At 39.0% G+C, this 20,675-nt stretch carries 19 protein-coding genes; 8 read left to right on the forward strand and 11 right to left on the reverse strand.

Going from position 1 to position 20,675, the window contains the following annotated elements; genetic code table 11:
• Position 1: 1 nt before the first annotated feature.
• The 5 genes from ACFRAK_RS16190 to ACFRAK_RS16210 all read right to left on the reverse strand — a co-directional run bounded on the left by ACFRAK_RS16190 (position 2) and on the right by ACFRAK_RS16210 (position 6,733).
• Entirely contained in the window at positions 2–1,165 is a 1,164-nt protein-coding gene (locus ACFRAK_RS16190) for a thiolase C-terminal domain-containing protein (protein ID WP_387598451.1), read from the reverse strand.
• A gap of 13 nt (positions 1,166–1,178) precedes the next feature.
• A complete protein-coding gene (locus tag ACFRAK_RS16195) occupies positions 1,179–1,595 on the reverse strand; it encodes a MaoC/PaaZ C-terminal domain-containing protein (RefSeq protein WP_394572071.1) in 417 nt (138 codons plus the stop codon).
• 75 nt (positions 1,596–1,670) lie between these two features.
• The gene (locus ACFRAK_RS16200) at positions 1,671–2,129 is read right to left on the reverse strand and encodes a MaoC family dehydratase N-terminal domain-containing protein (protein WP_394572072.1); all 459 of its coding nucleotides are present in this window, start codon (positions 2,127–2,129) and stop codon (positions 1,671–1,673) included.
• A 7-nt stretch (positions 2,130–2,136) separates the two neighbouring features.
• Entirely contained in the window at positions 2,137–4,320 is a 2,184-nt protein-coding gene (locus ACFRAK_RS16205) for an acetate--CoA ligase family protein (protein WP_394572073.1), read from the reverse strand.
• A 340-nt stretch (positions 4,321–4,660) separates the two neighbouring features.
• Entirely contained in the window at positions 4,661–6,733 is a 2,073-nt protein-coding gene (locus ACFRAK_RS16210; RefSeq protein ID WP_394572074.1) for a helix-turn-helix domain-containing protein, read from the reverse strand.
• A gap of 493 nt (positions 6,734–7,226) precedes the next feature.
• Between ACFRAK_RS16210 and rocF the strand changes: the two genes are divergently transcribed.
• Positions 7,227–8,177 carry an arginase gene (gene rocF / locus ACFRAK_RS16215; protein WP_192204743.1) on the forward strand — a complete coding sequence of 317 codons (951 nt, stop codon included), beginning with the start codon at positions 7,227–7,229 and terminating at the stop codon, positions 8,175–8,177.
• Positions 8,178–8,215: 38 nt separating this feature from the next.
• Here rocF and ACFRAK_RS16220 read toward each other — a convergent pair whose 3' ends face one another.
• On the reverse strand, positions 8,216–8,386 hold the full coding sequence (locus ACFRAK_RS16220; protein WP_387598441.1) for a hypothetical protein: 171 nt from the start codon (positions 8,384–8,386) through the stop codon (positions 8,216–8,218).
• Positions 8,387–8,543: 157 nt separating this feature from the next.
• Between ACFRAK_RS16220 and ACFRAK_RS16225 the strand changes: the two genes are divergently transcribed.
• A complete protein-coding gene (locus ACFRAK_RS16225) occupies positions 8,544–9,980 on the forward strand; it encodes an amino acid permease (RefSeq protein ID WP_260284960.1) in 1,437 nt (478 codons plus the stop codon).
• A 320-nt stretch (positions 9,981–10,300) separates the two neighbouring features.
• Here the strand turns inward: ACFRAK_RS16225 and ACFRAK_RS16230 are convergent, their stop codons facing one another.
• Positions 10,301–10,579 (reverse strand): hypothetical protein, encoded by a 279-nt coding sequence (locus ACFRAK_RS16230; protein WP_260284961.1) that lies wholly within the window; start codon positions 10,577–10,579, stop codon positions 10,301–10,303.
• Between the two features lie 363 nt (positions 10,580–10,942).
• On the opposite strand from ACFRAK_RS16230, the gene ACFRAK_RS16235 reads away from it, so the two are divergent.
• Both ACFRAK_RS16235 and ACFRAK_RS16240 read left to right on the forward strand, forming a co-directional pair.
• The gene (locus tag ACFRAK_RS16235) at positions 10,943–12,274 is read left to right on the forward strand and encodes an oligosaccharide flippase family protein (RefSeq protein ID WP_387598436.1); all 1,332 of its coding nucleotides are present in this window, start codon (positions 10,943–10,945) and stop codon (positions 12,272–12,274) included.
• Positions 12,275–12,434: 160 nt separating this feature from the next.
• Entirely contained in the window at positions 12,435–12,626 is a 192-nt protein-coding gene (locus tag ACFRAK_RS16240) for a DUF3934 family protein (RefSeq protein ID WP_260284963.1), read from the forward strand.
• A 206-nt stretch (positions 12,627–12,832) separates the two neighbouring features.
• Here the strand turns inward: ACFRAK_RS16240 and ACFRAK_RS16245 are convergent, their stop codons facing one another.
• Positions 12,833–13,198, reverse strand: a complete 366-nt coding sequence (locus tag ACFRAK_RS16245) for a DUF948 domain-containing protein (RefSeq protein WP_387598433.1) — start codon at positions 13,196–13,198, stop codon at positions 12,833–12,835.
• Positions 13,199–13,295: 97 nt separating this feature from the next.
• Positions 13,296–13,685: a DUF948 domain-containing protein gene (locus ACFRAK_RS16250; protein ID WP_387598430.1), complete on the reverse strand. Its 390-nt coding sequence runs from the start codon at positions 13,683–13,685 to the stop codon at positions 13,296–13,298.
• A gap of 164 nt (positions 13,686–13,849) precedes the next feature.
• Between ACFRAK_RS16250 and ACFRAK_RS16255 the strand changes: the two genes are divergently transcribed.
• Positions 13,850–14,179 carry a four-helix bundle copper-binding protein gene (locus ACFRAK_RS16255; protein ID WP_394572076.1) on the forward strand — a complete coding sequence of 110 codons (330 nt, stop codon included), beginning with the start codon at positions 13,850–13,852 and terminating at the stop codon, positions 14,177–14,179.
• A gap of 233 nt (positions 14,180–14,412) precedes the next feature.
• Positions 14,413–14,724, forward strand: a complete 312-nt coding sequence (locus tag ACFRAK_RS16260) for a hypothetical protein (protein WP_387598426.1) — start codon at positions 14,413–14,415, stop codon at positions 14,722–14,724.
• A gap of 104 nt (positions 14,725–14,828) precedes the next feature.
• Here ACFRAK_RS16260 and ACFRAK_RS16265 read toward each other — a convergent pair whose 3' ends face one another.
• Complete coding sequence (locus tag ACFRAK_RS16265) at positions 14,829–15,500, reverse strand: hypothetical protein (protein WP_394572077.1); 672 nt, start codon at positions 15,498–15,500, stop codon at positions 14,829–14,831.
• Positions 15,501–16,074: 574 nt separating this feature from the next.
• On the opposite strand from ACFRAK_RS16265, the gene ACFRAK_RS16270 reads away from it, so the two are divergent.
• On the forward strand, positions 16,075–16,284 hold the full coding sequence (locus tag ACFRAK_RS16270) for a YqaE/Pmp3 family membrane protein (RefSeq protein ID WP_260285064.1): 210 nt from the start codon (positions 16,075–16,077) through the stop codon (positions 16,282–16,284).
• Between the two features lie 61 nt (positions 16,285–16,345).
• Here the strand turns inward: ACFRAK_RS16270 and ACFRAK_RS16275 are convergent, their stop codons facing one another.
• On the reverse strand, positions 16,346–18,916 hold the full coding sequence (locus tag ACFRAK_RS16275; protein ID WP_387598421.1) for a helicase-related protein: 2,571 nt from the start codon (positions 18,914–18,916) through the stop codon (positions 16,346–16,348).
• 550 nt (positions 18,917–19,466) lie between these two features.
• Between ACFRAK_RS16275 and ACFRAK_RS16280 the strand changes: the two genes are divergently transcribed.
• The gene (locus tag ACFRAK_RS16280) at positions 19,467–20,426 is read left to right on the forward strand and encodes a sensor domain-containing diguanylate cyclase (RefSeq protein ID WP_387598418.1); all 960 of its coding nucleotides are present in this window, start codon (positions 19,467–19,469) and stop codon (positions 20,424–20,426) included.
• The last annotated feature ends 249 nt before the right edge of the window (positions 20,427–20,675 follow it).

A 20,675-nucleotide genomic window follows, 5' to 3' on the forward strand; every position in this document is an offset into this window, starting at 1 on the left:
CCTAATTTCTTAAAATCATGGCACCCGCCACATCAGGTCCAGCCCAGCCAGTACAGATTCCGATTTCACAATTTTCCACTTGACGATCGGTTCCTTTGTATTCGTGGCGAACTTGACGGACGATTTCCAAAACGTTATTCATTCCATGTGTATATCCTTCCGATAGCATTCCTCCTGCCGTATTCGAAGGTAATTTCCCACCGATCCGCAGGTTTCCTTCGGCTACAAAATTACCGACCTCTCCACGCGGAGCAAATCCATAAGCCTCCAACTGCCGAAGAACAACCCAGCTATAACAGTCATATATGGATGCAACGTCGATATCTTCAGGTCTAACTCCAGCCATTTTATATACTTCAGGCGCTACATAGTCTGCAGCCACTTCCGTTAAATCATTCCAATAATGTGCATGGGACACACACTGCCTAGCAGATAGACCCATGATGTATACCGGCCTGGACTTGCATCCTTCAGCACGTTCTGCTGAAGTGACAATGATTGCATTTGCTTCATCGGATTCCAGGCAGAAATCATGTTTTTTAAATGGATAGCTTAAATATGGCGTTTTAAGATATTCCTCCATCGTTAGTGGTTTACCATGGAAATATGCTTTAGGATTCCTTTGAGCATGTTCGTAAAAAGCTAAACATACATGCCCTAGATGTTCCTGGGTCAGCCCGGTTTCATGCATATGTCGCGTTGCAAAGAGTCCGAACCACTGAGCTGGACCGCCAGCACCGTAAGGAATGATAAAGCTTCCGCCTTCTATTGCTGTTTGAAGCATATTCACATCCCAGCCGCCTCCGCCCATCCGTACCCCTGAGCGTCCATTCATGGAACGATAAATCAACACCGTATTCAATTGACCTGATTCGATTAAGCCAACAGCGTCAGCTATCAACATTTCGGTACTGCTTCCCCCGCCCAGAATATCCTTAACATATTTGGGGCGGACCCCTAAATATGTTGCTAATTGATGAGATGTACAAGAATCGTTTTCAGAATAACTCATGAACCCATCGATATCTTTCGCTTTTAGCCCCGCATCATTCAATGCAGCTCGAGCAGCGTCCAATGCCAAATGTAACGGGGTTGTACCTGAATTCTTAGAACGCTCACTTTCCCCTACACCGACAATGGCATAGCGATTTTTAATGCTGTCCATACAAAAACCTCCCTTATTGAATGCGTAAAACGACTTCACCTGAACCCACAACTTGCTCTGGTTCCTTTTCTGCAGTAAGGTCCAGTCTTACAAAGCGTTGACCTCTTTCTTCATACAGACTTTTAACGAAAGCAGAACATGTGATTCGATCTCCTGGTACCGTTACGGCACCAAATCTCATTTTAAAGGTTGCCGGTACAGCATGATGACCAGCCAGTTTCATTACATATTCACCAAGAAAGCCCATTACAAGCATTCCATGAGCAATCACACCCTGCATGCCAATCTCTTGTGCGAATGCATCATCTGTGTGTAATGGATTGAAATCTCCTGAAGCTCCGGCATATTTAACAAGTTGTACCTTGGTTACAGCTGGCTTGATGAGAGCTTCAAGTCTTTGACCTTCATGTAAACTTTCATATTTCAACATCCCTGATTCCTCCCGCTTGCGGTTTTCCGGAAATTAACATCGATACTTTAGCCCCTTAACTATCAGCATGTTTATTCAAACAGGAGCATGATTACTCCTGATGGGCCGATAAATGATATTCGTTCGGCTTATGACCACCATTTCACCTGACTCATCTTTCATTTCTGTATCAAGTACCAAGAATTGCATCGCTCCTTTTCTGCCTTCCCGTTCGTATACATCTGTTACTTTCATCTGACAATGCAACCTATCACCTGGTCTAATCGGGCGGGAATAAATAAACTCCTGCTCACCATGCAGCATTCTCCTTTGTTCGAGGCCCAAGTCAAGGCTTTCGCCACTATCCTGACCAATGGCTATCGGGAATGTCGGCGGTGCTATAATGCCACCATATGAAGTTTTCGCTGCATATTCTTCATCCACATATAAGGGGTTCAAATCACCAATCGCCTCAGCAAATTGACGGATATGCCTCTTTTCAACTTCAAATATAAATTCAGCTCCCGTTAAACAGTTCAAATGATCCAGTTCCATTTGCTTTCTACCCCCTAATAACGGTATTATCATTCACATTATTTTTTACAACAATCATGGCATCAGCGGCTTTGATTCCGTTTTCATATACCAGCAAAGGATTGATATCCAATTCGTCTATGGAATCTTTATAATCTGTAACTAAAGCGGAAACCTTTAATAACACATCAATGATGGCTTCGATATCGACCGGTGCTTTCCCGCGTGCTCCCATTAAAATGTCCTTCCCCTTAATTTCTTCAATCATTTCAAGTGCATCCTGTCTTGACAGTGGAGCAATCCTTAACGAAATATCTTTGTAAATCTCAACAAATATTCCCCCTAGACCAAACATGATAACCGGCCCAAATACGGGATCATCACTTGCGCCAACAATGATTTCCACACCATCAGGTAACATTTCCTGAACGGAAATGCCGTTTATTTTAGCCTCAGGTTTATAATTTAGTGCATTCCGCTTAATATCCGTGAAAGCATTCCTGACCTCAAGGTCAGTACTTACATTCAATCGAATCGCATCCGCTTCCGTCTTATGTGGTATATCCGGCGAATCGACCTTTAACACGACTGGATAACCGATACTGTTAGCGAATTGGATGGCATCGTTTTCATTTTCAGCTATAACACGCTTCGTGGTAGCAATCCGATATCGTTCCAAAACCATACTAGCTTCGGATTCACTTAATGTAATACCCGGCTTCAGCATGTCCTGCAAGCTTTGTTTCTCTATTTTCTTTGTACTATTAGAAACTCGAATTTCAAGATTTTTTCGATAAAATTCACTGTATTCAACTAGTTTCGCCAGCCCTCTTATCGGATTAAGGCTTCCCGGAATCACTGGTATGCCATTTTTCACGAGCTCAGCGGTACAAGGCGGGAGTGTCATGCCATCTAATGGAAATGTGGTAATGAATACAAATTTATCTGAGCATCTGCAAATTTCAATAAACTCTTGAAGCAAAGGATGCTCGGCAGTCCAATTAAAAGGAAACTCCGTAAAAATGATATTATCGACATCCGGATCTTCTACAAGTGCCCGCAATGGTGCAAGGAATAACTCAGGGTTGGAAACAGATGCGGCCGCTGTTAAATCCACTGGATTGGAAGCGCTCGCATATTCAGGTAGATTACGTTTGATTTCTGTTATTGTCTTTAAGCTGAGTGGATTGATGGTAAGTCCGTATGATTCACAGCGATCCGCTTCATTTATACCCCTCCCGCCAGAACTGGTGATGATTACCGTATTGCGTCCATTTGGAAGCTTCTTTGATAGGAATAGCTTTGAAAAAGATATGATATCCTCATAATCGTCGGCCCTTACGATGCCAGCTTGTTTAAAAAAGGCATCATATACTTGATCCGATCCCGCAAGTGATCCTGTATGAGAAGCAGCCGCTCTGCTTCCGGCCTTGCTCCTCCCGGTTTTCATGACAATCATGGGTTTATTTCGATCCAATGCCTCTGTTGCCAGGCTTCGTAATTTATCTGGGTTTTTAGCACCTTCCAAGTAGCCGCTAATCACACTTGTTTTTGAATCATGAATCATATATTCAATTACATCCGAGAATTCAGTTTCCATTTCATTTCCTACACTCACGAAGTAATTGAAACTCAATCCATTCTGAGCTGCTGCCATATAGGTCAAAACACCAAATGCACCGCTTTGGGAGACATAACCGACCCCTCTTTGGTCATTTAATGGCACAGATTGAATGGCAGGGGAAAAAGTGCCAATCAAACCATTCGACAAATTCACTAATCCAACACAGTTGGGACCCACTATCCGTATTCCATTCTTTCTTGCAATATCTGTTAGCAATTCCTGTTGCTTAATACCTTCTTTTCCTGTTTCTGAAAAACCGGCAGCAAAAATGATGGCTGCCTTCACTTTCTTTTGTGCACATTCCTCCAATCCTTGCTGCACCTGATTCGCCCCAAGGCAAAAAATGGCCAAATCAATTTCATTCGGGACATCTGACAAAGATTCATAGCACTTTATCCCTTCAATCTCTTTTGCTTTGCGATTGATCGGATAAATCTCCCCATTAAAATGACCATCCAAAAGGGCTTTCACCTGTAAATTCCCTATTTTGTATTCACTCTTGGAGGCACCCAGGATTGCAATGGATCTTGGATTGAATAACTGCTCAAGTGTTTCATGAGAATTGTTTGAATGTTGATTTTCTATCATGATCTTCCCCCCTACATATAAAAAGATATCTTTGAACTAATCTTACATGGAGGGCGTTATATTCTGAAAAAACATAGTTTGTTAAATTCATTTAAAACATTAGACAGTTAATTATTTGTAAAAGACGAAAATTCATATATTGCAGCAGGGTCAAAAATATGGAATGAAAAATTTGTGTTCTCGATGACCCCGACTTTTTACAGTGATAGCCCCGACATTGGAACGAGATAAACGCCAATGTTTTTGTGTATAAGGCAAAACATACAGGGGTATTCTTAAAAATCCTGTTTTCACAACACAAAAAACCCTCTTCCTTATATGGGGAAAGGGTTCAATTTGTTCAAAATTCATTAATATGTTCCTGTTTCTCAAGCCATTTCTTCATTTTCTTTTGAATTTTAGGGGATGGAATTTTCATACCTCTTTCAATGTTACTAACGTATGGCGCTGATATCTCCAACTCTTCTGCTAATTGATATAAAGAGAGGTTGAGTCTTTTTCTTGCATTTCTTATTTGCTCACCAATATGATCACTGCTCTTTAGGTTAGCCGGGGCTTGCTTTGTAAGCCGATTGCCAGGGTGAGATCTTTGTTTTTTTTCAATAGAACGATATTGCTCCTTTATGATATCAGGCGGTTCTATTAATATCATCGAATTCAGCCAAATACTGGCCCAGCCTTTATAATCGGCTATCGATTCATCCCATTTTTCATAATGCCATGATGCGATTACACCATCATCCAGTAAAACATCCAAAGCTTTCTCGAAACGTTCCCTAGTACGGGACGGTGTACGGTCATTTAATTTTTCACCGATCGATTCCATTAAGGTACTGGTTTTATTCGGCTGTAAAAAGTCTCCTTTTCTTGCTTGGGTCCTCCAGCGCCAGCTTAAATATCTTGTAAGCCTTTTTTCCCAAAGTTGCTTATAAGGATTATATTGAAGGGCCTTTATCGAAAGAAGGGCGACTTGCCTCGCAGAGCCATTAAGATACTTAGCGAAAACCTTGTCAATCGTGAACGTTATCTTTTTCCTGCAAGTTTCTTCCGATATATCATATTCCACACCAGCACGATCTTTAAAAATAAATGTCCTCCCTTGTAGCTTTGTCTGAACAGGCTTACCATTTTCATAGATGGTAGCTTTGTTAATGTTAATCCAGATGCTTTGTATATTTGTAAGCGATTTCAAAATTTGTTCACGCTGTTTAGGTTCGTAACCACCCCGACGTCCGAATCCACCGAGTTTTGGCTTCAATCCTCTTATTGAAAGGAGGTCATTTAAACAAATTTCCACTGTTTCCTCATTATGAGCAGCCTTTGACAAGAAAAGGCTGCAAAGAGCATCAAAAACATCGACATCAACATCAGATAAAGAGTGGAAACGGTTCCAAGCTTCTTTTACATTCGACTGCTCAAGGGTTGTATGATCGTTCCCAAAAGGGATTATTTGTATGTATCCTTCCGTATTCCCCTTTAATATTGGAGTTGCAGGCCAAGGGTTGTTTTCAATGATTTCGAATTTTTTTTTATAAATTGCATCTCTAACCGACTGATATGGAGCACTATTCATTACAAGCAAATGATCTTGGATTGTAAAGTTGAAAGCAAAATCCCTCATCGTGGATAATAGTACATCCGATGTTTGCAAATCCCTCTTAAAACATAGCAGGTTTTCTATCTTTTCGATCGTATTATTTTCGATATTAAATTCAATCATGATCTTATCGATCCACTTTTTAATATACTCATTAACGATATCTGTTACTTTCGATAAAAATTCAGTGTTTTCAGTAAAATGTTTTGTGAGATGACTGTAAAATAGCTTATTTAATGCTTGATCATCAAGTCTTTCCATTTCATTAAAGCCTATTGTTAAGGCTATTTCCTCAAGGACCCATTCTTTTACCAGCAGTCTAAACCAGCTGTAAAAGTCCTCCCAAACCGTTTTCTCAGCTAAAAAGGTATCTTTTTTTAATTTTTTTTCCATTTGGTAAATTGAATCTTCCATTAAATGTTTATCTTTTAAAATAGCATGATTTCCTGTAGAAATCCTATCATATTCACTTAATAGATAGAATACGACATGTTGGGCAATATGGGATAATGTTTCATTTCTCGCCGTTAACCGCAGCTTGGCAAATAGCTCTTCGTTCTCTTTATATGCATGTTCCCAAATAACAAAACTTTTATTATTCAATCCATCTTTAAAGGTTAGAAACCCTTTCGAATCTTTTAGCTTGTGTGTTTTGAATTTATTATTGAAATCATGAAATTGATTGTTTTGCTCATATATGCAAAGAACCAAAAAATTATTTATTTTGCTTGAACAGCGGTTCGATAAATACTCAAAGCTCCGATTCCTTAGGTTCGGTTCCATTTTCCCACTATGTCTGTCATTGCTATTCAACATGAATACCTCCTAATTCAAACTGCGTCTAAAAACAAAGTACTCAGTGAGTTAGATGAAAAAAATTCGTAAAATTCTTTTAAGCTACTAAATATTTTTAGTCTTTTTATATATATTCCATATAAAATTGAAAAATCCTTCCATGCATTACAAGTGAAACTGCTCCTTTTTCTGAATAAATGTAACTAGTAACATACACCCATTACCTTCTGAATCATCCTTTGCGTAAGAATCAGATTAGGAACGCTTCCACTTTCATCCGTGAGATGAAAATCTCACCATATTCCATATTTAAAGGGATTCGCACCACTTTTCTTATTTATGAACATATCCTGCACGGTAATGAATTAATGTTCATGAATAATTAATGCTAGGAAATTTAACCCAAGACTTTCACCCTTTTCCCAATCGTATAAATATTCAAAAAAATGTCGAGTTGAGTCATCTATCCTTTTACCCTTATACTAGGGAAGAAAAATCGAAGGAGGAATTACACATGAAGAAGGAAATTTCAATTATTGGTGTTCCAATGGATCTTGGTCAAACTAGAAGAGGAGTGGATATGGGGCCTAGTGCCATAAGATATGCAGGATTGAGTGAAAGACTAGAAAACATTGGCTATACTGTCCGTGATGAAGGTGATATTAAAGTAGAAATACAGGAAAGAGCACAAAGTGATATCGACACAAATCTAAAGAATCTGCAGGACGTAGCAGAAGGTAATGAAAAATTGAGTCAAAAAGTGGATGAAGTCATCCAATCCAATCGGTTTCCTTTAGTATTAGGTGGAGATCACAGTATAGCAATCGGGACATTAGCCGGTTTAGCGAAGCATTCTGAAAACTTAGGGGTAATATGGTATGATGCACATGGGGATTTAAACACTGCCGAAACTTCCCCATCAGGAAACATACATGGTATGTCCCTTGCAGTAAGTTTGGGTCTTGGCCACCCTGCACTGACTAACATTGGCGGATATTCTCCAAAGGTCAAACCAGAAAATATTGTCATTATTGGTGCCCGTTCTTTAGACCAAGGTGAGAAAGAGTTAATCAGGGAAAAAGGAATTAAAGTCTATACGATGCATGAGATTGATAGAATGGGCATGACAAAAGTGATGGAAGAATCGATTGCCTATCTGAAGGAACGTACGGATCTTGTTCATTTATCACTTGATTTAGATGGTCTTGATCCAGATGATGCACCAGGGGTCGGAACGCCTGTAATGGGAGGAATTAGTTACCGTGAAAGCCATCTTGCCATGGAAATGCTAGCTGAAGCTAATATCATTACATCAGCAGAGTTTGTTGAGATAAACCCAATATTGGACGAGCATAATAAAACGGCTGAAGTTGCTGTTGCATTAATGGGCTCATTGCTTGGGGAAAAATTACTTTATGGAGCGGAAGATCATATCACTCCTGATTTATTGGCTCATGTTAAATAATCGGACTCAATGTTTTTTATAGAAAAATAGAGAGTTCGTTAAAGTGATAATCCATAGGAAAAAGCCCATACTTCTTTTATGTGCTTCTTCCCCCGTTGACGGATAATCGACTTGAACCAATTTACATCCCTAGTTTCCTGACGCTTGGCTTCCTTTTCTTTATTAAGCGGCGCTTTCGAAATTAATTCTGCATAGGTACCTTTGTTCATTGACTCATGATTCTTTAATGCAGAAGTAATCTCTTTTCGGAGGGAATTCGATACCATCTAAGAATCAAAGCTATTAGACTTGTGAAAACACAAATTCCCTAATAACGTCCCAACATAAATGAAACCGTTTGCACCCATCAGGTAAAGGAGTTTTTCAATGAAAACAGCAGAAAATCAACCAAATGAATTAAAACGGAGCATGAAAGCAAGACATTTATTTATGATTTCAATAGGGGGATGTATTGGTACGGGCTTTTTCATTGGTTCAGGCTATACCATTCATGAAGCAGGAGCATTCGGTGCTATCCTCTCTTACATAGTCGGCGGCTTCATCATGTATTTAACGATGCTTTGTCTAGGTGAACTATCCGTTGCCATGCCTGTTTCCGGTTCGTTTCAGACATATGCGACTAAGTTCATCGGTCCTGGAACCGGGTTTGCCATCGGATGGCTTTACTGGTTAGGTTGGGCTGTTACAGTTGCTTTAGAGTTTTTGGCAGCAGGACAGCTTATGCAAAGATGGTTTCCCGAATCACCCGTTTGGATGTGGTGTGCAATCTTTGCTTTTCTCATATTTTCACTCAACGCCTTATCAGCAAAAGCATTTGGCGAATCGGAGTTTGTTTTTTCCAGCATAAAAGTATTGGCCATCATTCTGTTCATCATCGTTGGCGGTGCTGCCATGTTTGGAATGATTGATATGAAAGGTGGACAAGAAGCTCCATTTTTCTCCAACTTTATCGCTGAGGGTCTTTTCCCCAATGGGATATCGGCCCTGCTAATCACAATGATTACAGTGAACTTTTCCTTCCAGGGCACAGAATTAATCGGAATTGCCGCTGGAGAAAGTGAAAACCCGGAAAAGGTCATACCAAAGTCCATCAAACAAACCGTTTGGAGAACCCTTTTCTTCTTTGTTCTTTCTGTCACTGTATTATCGGCGATGATTCCAAGGGAAAAAGCCAGCATCTCAGAAAGTCCATTCGTTGTTGTACTAGATAGTATCGGAGTTCCGTATGCAGCTGACATCATGAACTTCATCATTCTTACAGCACTATTGTCAGTGGCGAACTCCGGTCTTTATGCTGCGACACGCATGCTCTACTCGCTCTCTAGGGAAGGTATGGCAAGTCCGAAGCTCGGTTTGGTGAATAAGAGAGGGATTCCTCTTAATGCCTTGCTTATTACCCTTGCAATTGCCGGTTTGTCTTTACTTTCAAGTGTAGTAGCTGCCAAAACAATATTTGTCTTTCTTCTCTCCCTTGCAGGATTAGGTGCACAAATTGGCTGGATTGCCATATCGGCCAGTCTTCTTGCTTTTAGAAAATCCTATACCCGCCAAGGCGGAAAGATAGAAAATCTGAAATTCAAAGTTCCGCTATATCCATTCATCCCCATTCTTGCTTTACTAACAAACTGCATCGTCATGATCAGTCTTGCGTTTGTTCCTGAGCAGCGAATGGCCCTTTATTGCGGGGGAACATTCTTCCTTGGATGTTATGCGGTTTATCACTTAAGAGTGAAGAAAAACAAGACCATAGAAACTCCCAAGCAGGAAGTTGAATTAAATGCCGGTAAAAAAATGGTCATTTGATCCTGAAGGCTGAGGAGTTGAGTGAAAATGGTGAAAAGCGATCTTTACAATTCATAAAGATTGCTTTTCAAAGAAGAAAAACCCTGGATGTATTCAACCTAGGGTTTTTCTTTTATTTAATCACCGTTTCCTGCAAAGCTATCCAATGGTAAACCGTTTTATAAATTCTTCCTTTTCCCTTCCGGCCTTTTTTAATTCCCCTAACTATATACGATCAATGAAATATCATCTCCCTGTTATGATAATACGCATATAATAGGAAGTTAAATTTCCAGTTCCATTTAGACAATAAAAACAAGTATAAAAACAAAAAAATCATCTTAATCGATGATTTTATTTTGTGCATATTCCTTTAATCTAGGCAGGATAGGCTCTAAAATTTCCTTGGCTATGTAATCCGTATCCAATCCAATGAAACGTTCACTTTCCATGTCGACCGATCTCGCATTTTCCGGGTCATTACAAAAAATAAACGATATGATTCCGTTATCTTCCGTCATGTCTACATATTTAAATGTAATATCATGTTTCGTAAGACAACTTTCAAACGCAATGCACAATTCATCTATATTTGATTGACTAATAGATGTGAATTTCATATAAATCATCCCCTCTGCTAAAGGATAGCAAAATAAAGCATGAATTTCAAAGCGAAATTCAAGTCCCGGTCTTATGTTCATGCTTTCATCTGACACTTTCGACCAAAGGGAACATGACTTTGTTTGGAATATCACCCATGAAGTCTTTCATGTGGATTTCCCAATAACAAATGAATGTAACCAATCGATTTCATTCAATTACCCAACCTAACCCCGATTTTATTTTTTATCTTACAACAACGATTATTAAGGATTCCCCTAGGCATTACCGCATATTGTATCGCCGGGATATGCAGTTCCACATGAATATTCCATGGCATGTCTCATATCTTTATACAAACACCTTGTTAGGAGTGGGCCAACATGAAGTCTTTTTATAAAGGAACGCTCATTTTGATTGTCGCAGCGTTCTTTGGTGAATGTATCGAATTTTTAGTGAACATGCTCCTGGCCAGGGAATTACACGAAGAGGGCATGGGGCTTTATATGTCCATATTGCCAATTTTCTTTTTGATATATGTGATTGCCAGCCTTGAATTACATATTTCCATTTCAAAATTCGTTGCGGAAAATAAACAGGCAATGCATTATAATCTTATCATTCATGCACTTAAAATGGCTGCGGTCGTCGTATTAGTAATGTGTATAGTCATGCCTTTCATACTTTCCTTCTCATCCATAATGGACAGATACCACCCCTATATAAAATGGCTGCTCATCACATTGATCCCCATAGTTTCCTTTTCATCGATTGCTAGGGGCTATTTCATGGGTGTCCAACAAATGGGGAAGATTGCCTTATCCAACTTTTTAAAAGATATCATTCAATTCGGTTTGCTTTTCCTCATATTTAATTTATTTGAATTTAACCAGGAAAAGTCATTATTAATGGCCTTTTTTGTTTTGATTGGCAGTGAATTCCTCGTTTTTCTATACTTGATCAACCTTTTGATTCTTCAAATGCGAATCATGAGGCGCGGTACGAACTCGCGGACAACCGGTAAACATGCACGACAAAAGTTATTGGAAGTTTCGCTGCCCACCATGGGGTTAAGGATCTTTCATGCGATAACGAATGCCATCCAACCTTTTTTGATCCATACTGCCCTTCTCTCGGCAGGATTCGGTGCGGTAGTGGCTACAGAGCATTTTGGGATGCTGACTGGGGTTGCGATGACGATTGGCTTCTTTCCGGCCTTTATCGCGCATTCCTTAATGATCATGCTCATTCCGAATGTTTCGAATGCATACAAGAAGCAGGATAAGGAAAAATTGAGGGTTTTATTGCAAAAATCGATGTCTTTCACCGTATTATATGGAGTTCCGGCTGTCATTTTCATTTACCTCTTTGCGGAACCTTTGACCTCCCTCTTTTTTTCTTCAACATCTGCCGCATACTATTTAAAATTATTATGTCCTTATTTCCTTTTTCATTTTTTTGTCATTCCCATGCAAGCTTATCTCATCGGCCTGGGTTTAGTGAAGGATGCTTTCATCCATACCGTATGGTCCCATATTGTTGCCTTTTTAATGATGTATATCCTAGGGTCTCAAGCTTCTCTTAATATGGGAGGAATCATTTTAGGAATGAATACAGGGGCTGTATTATTAACTTTCATGCACTACTTGACCATTTGCAAGAAAATCGGCATAAGCATCTTACTGACGAAATCAAGATCCATATCGATAAAGTGAGGCAAAAATCCTTGCTGTTATTGGTTTATTACGATCAAGATTAAAAATATTGAGCCTTTCCCTGTACATATCACCTTCGTTACTGTATATTTCAACATACTTGGGTAATAATCAAGTAAAATGGTTTAAACTAACCATAGAATTGTAATGGAGTGATTTCATGAGTAAAGCGAAGGCTAAGAGTGGAACGGGTAAAGGTACGGGCACTGGAACGGGCAAGAAGGGCTGGAATCGTTGGAAAACAAGTGCCAACAAGAAAAAAAGCGCGAAACCATATATAAGTAAAGGCGTCAAACATTCCAATGACTCAAAAACATCCAGTCATGCTGCAGGTGACAAGACAGAAAAATAATTGCTTGTCCCATATTCCATACAGAATTTATGTTTGTTCCATATTCTCATACAGAGTGTAAAGAAATCTGTATGAGAGAAAATGGTCTTATAGATATAAACCAAGGACGATATCCATATAAAGCATAAGACTACAGCTATTATACATATCATCAAAAAAGACACTCCAAATCCCGGCAGTGTCTTTCATTTTTTAATATACTCTTTTTATCTGAATTGGTTTTTGGGTTTGATAGCATTGATTTTTTTTGGAGTAAACTCTGTACGGAAACCGTTAGTGGCTTTTTTAACAGAGTCTGTAACTGAATGTATCGCTTCACCAACATCCTGAGCAGAATCCAATAATGGTTCAACCGTTTTCATTTTAATTTTTACATCGTCGGTGATTTCATTTGCAGTTTGCAATAGTTGTTTCGATTCGCCGGACAAATCGTGGATGGCATTTCTCACCTCAGTCAATGTTTGATTGGCTTCTCCTATCGTGACCATTCCCTTTTGAAGAGTACTGATTAAAAATACCACCAACCAAATGAAGGCTAAAGCGATCGCTGCCACACTATATTGAATTATCAAGATAAAGCTCCCCCTCTAAATTAAATAGTAGAAACGATTGCTTTAAATAGGTTAGTGAATCCCGGGGTGCCTGTTTTTTTAATGATAAATGATGATACTATTTGATTATTATTTGAACCCCCTCAGTTTCAGTTCGAGTTGAAGGAACTGTCGGAGTGGATAAATCCTTAGGTCCGCCTTCCAAACTCGCTTCTTTCATGGAATTGGTTACATTATGAATCATTTCCCCAACATCTTGAGCAGATTCCAGCAATGGATCGACATTTTCCATCTTCCCTTTAACATCCGCTGTAATTTGATTGGCAGAGTGGATCAATTGTTTGGACTCTTGCGTCAATCCATGTACCGCGTTCCTTACCTCTTCCAGTGTCTTATTTGTTTCTTCGAGTGTTCCCATTCCTTTACGCAGCGTCTGGTTGACATTATATATCAAATACACGACGGCTCCGGAGACACTGGCCACACTTAATTTAATGAACATTTTCATATATCCACTCCTTTCATTTAAATTTATGCACTGCCCCTTCCATTAATTCCCTAAAGTCCGTCGCTTGTCCAATCAGTTTTATAGAAGAACCATTCACCTTATCCTATTAGAAGTTTAAAGGATAATAATAAGGGAGAGACCATATTATAGGAGGAGATTTGTTCTTGTCACATGAGAATTATTCATCTGTTATCCAAACTTTAAATGATTGTATGACCGCGTGTAATCATTGTTATGATGCATGCTTAAAAGAAGAACATGTAAACATGATGGTGGAGTGTATTCGCTTGGATCGGGAATGTGCGGATATTTGCTCTTCTTTAGAACAGGCGATAGGAAGAGGTACACCGTTTATTTCAGAGTTGGCTGCAGTTTGTGCCAAGATTTGTGAAAGCTGCGGAAACGAATGTAAAAAACAAGATCATGAACATTGTCAAAAATGTGCTGAAGCATGCTTTAGGTGTGCAGAAGAATGCAGAAAATTAGCCGCTTGATGTAAGGAATAGCACTAAGCTATTCCTTTTATTTATACTTCCCCCTTACCTACCCATTATTTTATTAAACCTATTTAAGGATGATGATAGAATTTATATATTCTAGCGAGGTTTATGTTGAAATTTCATTAATATAAATACATACTTTACAAATGAAATTTGTAATAATACGAAAAACAAATATTGAAAACCGCCATTTTCAGGCACACTAGTATTAAAAACAGGAGGATATTATGACACCTCGTAATGTTCCGGCTAAAGATGATTTAGAAGTGAAAGATACCCTCGCTTCACCTGATAAGGAAAGTGAAGTAGCCAAACTCAATCGATTATTAGGTGCGGTCATGCGATATTTATCAGATGATGAGCAAGAAGAAATTGATATAGAGTATCTTCTCGAAAACACCGAAGGGCTGCGGGATTGGTGGAGCAAATATAGGGAGCTTGATCGAAAACGGGTCGAAGAAGAAATAAAAAATTCCCTGACAGCTCTATCCCTTGAAGAACTTGAAAACATCCGTGAACAAATCCGCACAAAGGAATAATAAAAAAATCCCTGCACTGGGATTTTACCAGATCATGCAAGGATTTTTTTGTTTTCTACCATATACAAAGAAAAAGCATTCCATTCATGTGGAAATCATTTGATTCAAAGACCACTCAATAAACTTAGTTCTAGTTGAACGATCATGGAATCAACTAATGCATTCAATGGATTTAAAACTGTCATTCCTGTCTGAAGTTCATATCTCTTTGCTGCTTCGACCATTGATAGTTGAGCCACCGACAGTGGTCTATTTTCGTTATTAAACTGGTATAGGAAGTTCAAAATTTTCTCGTTATACCTCTCTCCCAATCCCTGCATAATGAATTCAAAGGCATTGTCGATGATGATAACTTCAAAATCCACAGCCCCATATTTTTCAGCATGGGCATTTAAACGTTTGACTGTTCCTTCAACAGTGGCAGGGTTCGTGAATAATATCATCCGCGGTTGCTGCAATTGGCAAATTTGCTCAAAATATGGTTCATCAATTTTAATGATAGGCATGGGTAAGGATAGCTGCTCTTCGTTTAAAATAGCGATGTAATTTGTACAGGTTATCAGAATGGCATCCACTTTACATTCGGCAATCCATTCTACTTGTTGTTTAACCCTTTTTTGAGCATCCGAATGCTTAAAATTTTTATCCGTTGGCACCCGTTGCACCAATCCCGGATCTACAAAATGAAGCCATTCAATATCGAAATTCGAGAATGCGGTTTCTATGTATTCTATATTTGTATGGTGTGCATGCAAACAGCCTATCTTTTTTTTCATGAATCTCCCGCTTTCCACAGACAGTATTCTGATTATTCTAACACAAAAAACCGGCGTTACACTGCCGCAATAAGCAAAAACGATGATTAGCCATAGTCCTCCTGACATCATCGGGAGTCAAAAGACTGCTTTTTAGTATCAGAATGCTCAGTTGGTATGAATCCGGCTCTTGAGCATATATTTATCAAGGCGCTAGCAAGAGACAACATCAGGAAAATTGAACTTCAGTAACCTAATTACTTCTCGACTCAAGTAAAGCATTTGTTTTAGAATAAAAAAATCATTAAAAGGAAAGGCTCTTTTCGTAAAGCTTGTTGTTTTTAAAAACTAAACGATTTAAGATTGATTGGAGCGCAAGTGCGAGACTCCTGCGGGAGCAGCGGGACAGGTGAGACCCCACAGGCGTTTACGCCGAGGAGGCTTACCTCCCGCCCCGCGGATAGCGAGCATCTGTAGGGAAAATCAACCACACTGCTTCACTTGGTAAATAGCAACAAAGTATGCGAAAACAGCCAAAAGAAAAAAGTAAACCGTAATCGTCAGATAAAAATCAATATATTGGGGAGTGTTCACCATTCTTTATTTAATTGCGATTCTTTTCCCTCCATTAGCCGTATTATTAGCAGGTAAACCCATCCAGGCAGTGATTAATCTGGTACTCACACTATTTTTCTATGTCCCTGGTTTAATTCATGCAATCTTAGTGGTGCATGATAAGAAAGCTGATAAACGAATGAAGCTGCAAGCAGCACTCATAGCTAAATCAAAACAAACGACAAAGTGATTTATACAACTGCTAATAACCCGAATGCGGCATTCGGGTTATTACTATCAAAACAATTCGGTTAATTGTATCTGTGCGTCTTTCTAAGTCCTTTATGATAACAAGCATCACATATATGAAAACGCGAGTCATCCGGAAGCCTTTTTCCACAGCGCTTGCATTTTTTTTGATAATTCAACATTTCGTCTTTTAACTGATCATGAACGCCATCACTGATTTCTTCACGGATACGCTCCCAATAAACGGCTTCCGTCCGCTTACCCATCCGATATAAAAATAGTAAATGAAGACCTATCGCTTTGTAAGATAGCTCCAATTCCTCCAGATTTCTAGTCTTGATGATCGGTTCAGGAAGGTCACTGTTCTCGGCAATCGCTTCGACCGTTTCCAGCCACTGTCTGATCAAAGTTGGTTCTTTTGCCGAAAAAGGAATATGCAAGAAACCATATAAATCCATTAAAGAGAAACGCGCTTCGATTTCAGTATCCCTTATAAGTTCGTAAAGCTCCCTTTCTTCCGATAGAGATGCCTTTTTCGTGCCTTTAGGAGGCTCAAACCTCTCCCACATTTCGAAAAATGTCCCTAGGTTCCGGTAATATTTTTGAAAACGTTCAAACACAGCAGAGGTTGGGGCGATAGTGAAGGTTTGAACTGGTTCATCTACTTGTTCCAGCAACTTATTCATGATTTTGATCTCTGCTGTAAATGCTACCTTTCCCGTGTCATAAATTCCTTTTCTACCCGCTCGACCTGCGATTTGTTTGATTTCTTGAGAAGTCAATCTTCTTCTCCGTGTCCCGTCGAATTTTTCATTTTCAAGAAAGACGATGCGGCGTATTGGCAAGTTCAATCCCATACCAATCGCATCGGTGGCAACGACAACTGATGTTTCACCACGATTGAATAACTCTATTTGCCGTTTTCTATTTTCAGGAGGCATACTGCCGTATATCATGCTGACATTATGTCCGCTCTCTTTTAACCGGGACGCGGTTTCCAGTACCTGCCTTCTCGAAAAACAAATGAGGGCATCCCCTTTTTTTGTATACTTCAGTCCAAACTCCCTTTGTTCTACCTCAAGCGGTATTTCCCGTCTGTATTCGTGGAGTTCTAAATCAGCTTCATTCAGAAGGTTTAGAAGCATCAATTTGATATTATTACTCCCGATAATGTGTACTTCTTTCGCATTTGCTTGCGTGATTGCCCTGAACCATGAAAAACCTCGATCTTTATCGGCAATCATTTGGGCCTCATCTATGACGATTACTTCATGGTAGTCTTTCTCATGAAACATTTCAACGGTGCTGGAGACATGTTTAGCTCCCTCAACTGCCTTTTCTTCTTCACCGGTTTTTAATGAACAAGGTACACCGTCCGCATTTAATTTATCAAATACCTCAAGGGCCAACAGTCTTAGGGGAGCTAGATACAAACCGCTTTCCGCTTCTTTCATTTTCTCCAGGGCCTTATGCGTCTTCCCGGTATTGGTTTCTCCGATATGCAAAACATATCTTACTTTTTTTCCTAATGATGGCGTATAGGCCTTACCGATGATGTCATCGATCATCCTTTGCTCTTCTGCCAGCCTCTTGGCTTGCTCTGCCAATACTTCAGCTTTTCTTCTCTCTCTGTTCTCCACGTCTTTTTCGTATATTTCTTCGTGCAATGTTTCATTAAAAGGAATTCCTTCAAGCTTCAGTAAATCAGAAAGGTATTCTTCATGAAGTTCATCGAAACAGGACTGAGACAAATCAGCCAATTCATCGCTTAGTATACCCTTAAGGGCATCAACCGTCAGCCTTTCCCCATATGACTCAAAAAAATCATGATGCAGTGCAGCAGATAGATGTTGCAAGTATTTGCCAGGGGCTAATTCCATTATGAAATCCGAAACTAATCTTTCATACCTGTAGAAGTAATTTTCATATTCATAACGGTTCCTTCCCCAACCGATCAATGAGTGAATATCGCCTGTCAGTTCTTCAAAAAAATCAGTGACCATTAGGTATTCGGCAGCTTGAAAGCCTCCCTCTTCAACCAACTGTTCTTCAAGCAAGTATGGATCGACATATTGGAATTTAGGCTTATTCTTAAGATCTTTTGCCAAAATTCCAGCAATATAATACCTGACATGTAAATATAAAAAAAGTGAGTTACTTTCAAAAAAGCCATTGGCCTCTTCTTGCAATCTTGCGCGTATCTTCCAGCGCTGCTTGGCAAGCCGCTGTTCTTCTTGTCGCCTAAAGAATTTTTCCCTTGCATTTTTATATCTCTTCTCCCAATCTTCTTGATTATCAGCAAAGTTTTTTTTAATCCACGTTAAGCCATCAAACGGGCGATACTTCTTTAATTCGTTCCGGAACATGCTATTGATCAGTTTATGATCTGAGCCTTCCGTTACAAATCCCCTTTCGCTTAAAAACGCCTTTTTTTCCTTTCTTGGCACATCGTTTGATGCTTTATTTAGCCAAACATTTATCCAAATTTGCTCAATAAAAGTAGTCCTGTCTGATATATAAGCTGAATAAGAAGGCATCGTCTCTTGATTCTCTAAATAAAAATCCATATCCTGGATTATTTTTTCCTTTGTATTCTCTATAGCAATAGGATATATACTTTCTAATTTTCCCATAATGATCCCCTTTTGAATTATCCAATATGTACTTTATTGCTTGCTTTTATCCTCCCCAAATTTTTTTTATAAATGAGCGCGATACATCCGTTTTATCAAAATTCATGTACCCTCACAAGTTGCTTTACATTTGAACGCTCCAGGGCAAATTAGAAAAGCATACCAAGCACGCACATCAAAGGTACTCTTCCCATTTCAATTACAGTATAATGCATGATAAATAGACTGATCATTGCCTTAGGCTTTATGGATCATGAAGTGATACCCATCCCGTAAATCCAGAAACGGATATAGAAATTTAGCTGGTTGATAATCCGGCGAAAGAAAATTTAATGATAGTAAAAAAATGCCGAAAATAAAGTAAAGGTCAATTTTTAACTTTTTCATTTACATGATTCATCGATAAAACGAATCCAACCCCTTAATTGAGTTTAGTGGAAATCCGGACTACTGTCACGGTATTCAGATTCCGCTTTTGTGTCTTTGTCGTTCAATATGAAAATAACATCCGGAAAACTAAAAAGACTATAGATAAAAGAGGAGCCTGAGAATGATTCAGCAAGATATCAACTATTATAAGAATTTCGATTCTATCGCTAAAGAAGTATTAGCACTATTAGCCCAAACCATTGAGGTCAATACATTCTTCCTTTCTATATTGAATCCCATCCAGAGTTATATGATCAAATCCTTCAATAGAAATGCAAAGTTGATTTGTGAAGGTGACATCCTTCCTTATAATATGGTTTATTGCAAATTAGTTGTTGAGAATGGTTTGGAACCTCTCGTTATCCCGAATTTGAGGGAACATGAATTGACTAGTGGCCATCCCGCAACGGAGTTTATAGGGAATGGGTGTTTTATGGGAGTCCCCCTAATAAATGAGGGTGAAATCATTGGGACATTATGTGCATTTGACATTAAACCCCATGTTTTTAAAGAATATGATCTGATACTCATTAAGTCTTTAGCAGCTTTGATTAGTCATACCATACTTCTTGAAAAAGGGATTATCAGGGATCCTTTGTCAGGTCTATATAATCGGCACTTCATTGATAATTATTTCGAATATCATAAAGATAAAACAAACGATGAAATGGCCCTTCTTTACATCGATCTTGATCATTTTAAATTTTTCAATGATTCTTTTGGCCATGATGCTGGTGACGACGTTATCAAAAAGGCAGCGGAATGCTTTTTGCAAACCGTTCCCGAAGGCAGTCATGTGGCCCGAATCGGAGGTGATGAATTCATTGTATTATTACATCCATCGCATTGTGAAGATTTAATGATAAACACTCAGCAAAACGCTGAATTATTACTGAAGCATTTATCAACCATGCCCATTCACATTAATGGAAATGATCATTTTGTATCAGCTAGCGTTGGGATAAGTTTTTATCCTCATAATGGTACGGAAATGGAGGCACTTTTAAAAAAAGCGGACCGTTCCATGTATTTGGCTAAAGAGTCTGGACGTAAGAAAATTCAATACTTCCACCAGCAGTGATCATCTGAAAAATAAAAAAACCAGTTCTCCTTAGAGACTGGTTTTCTTTTACCTTAAAAAAATCCAACGTTTAGCTTTCAGCTTTTGTAAAAGCTTGAGCAACTCAGCATTTCCCTTATGTATCCGTTTCTCGGACGGTGAAGCGGAGGGGACTGGGATGTTAACTCTCTCGGGTTTTTTGTTCATAATCTGAAAGACCCTTCCTATTCTTTGATTTTGAATAGTATATGCGGGTTCTCCATGAAATAT

Source organism: Peribacillus sp. NPDC056705, from assembly GCF_043656335.1.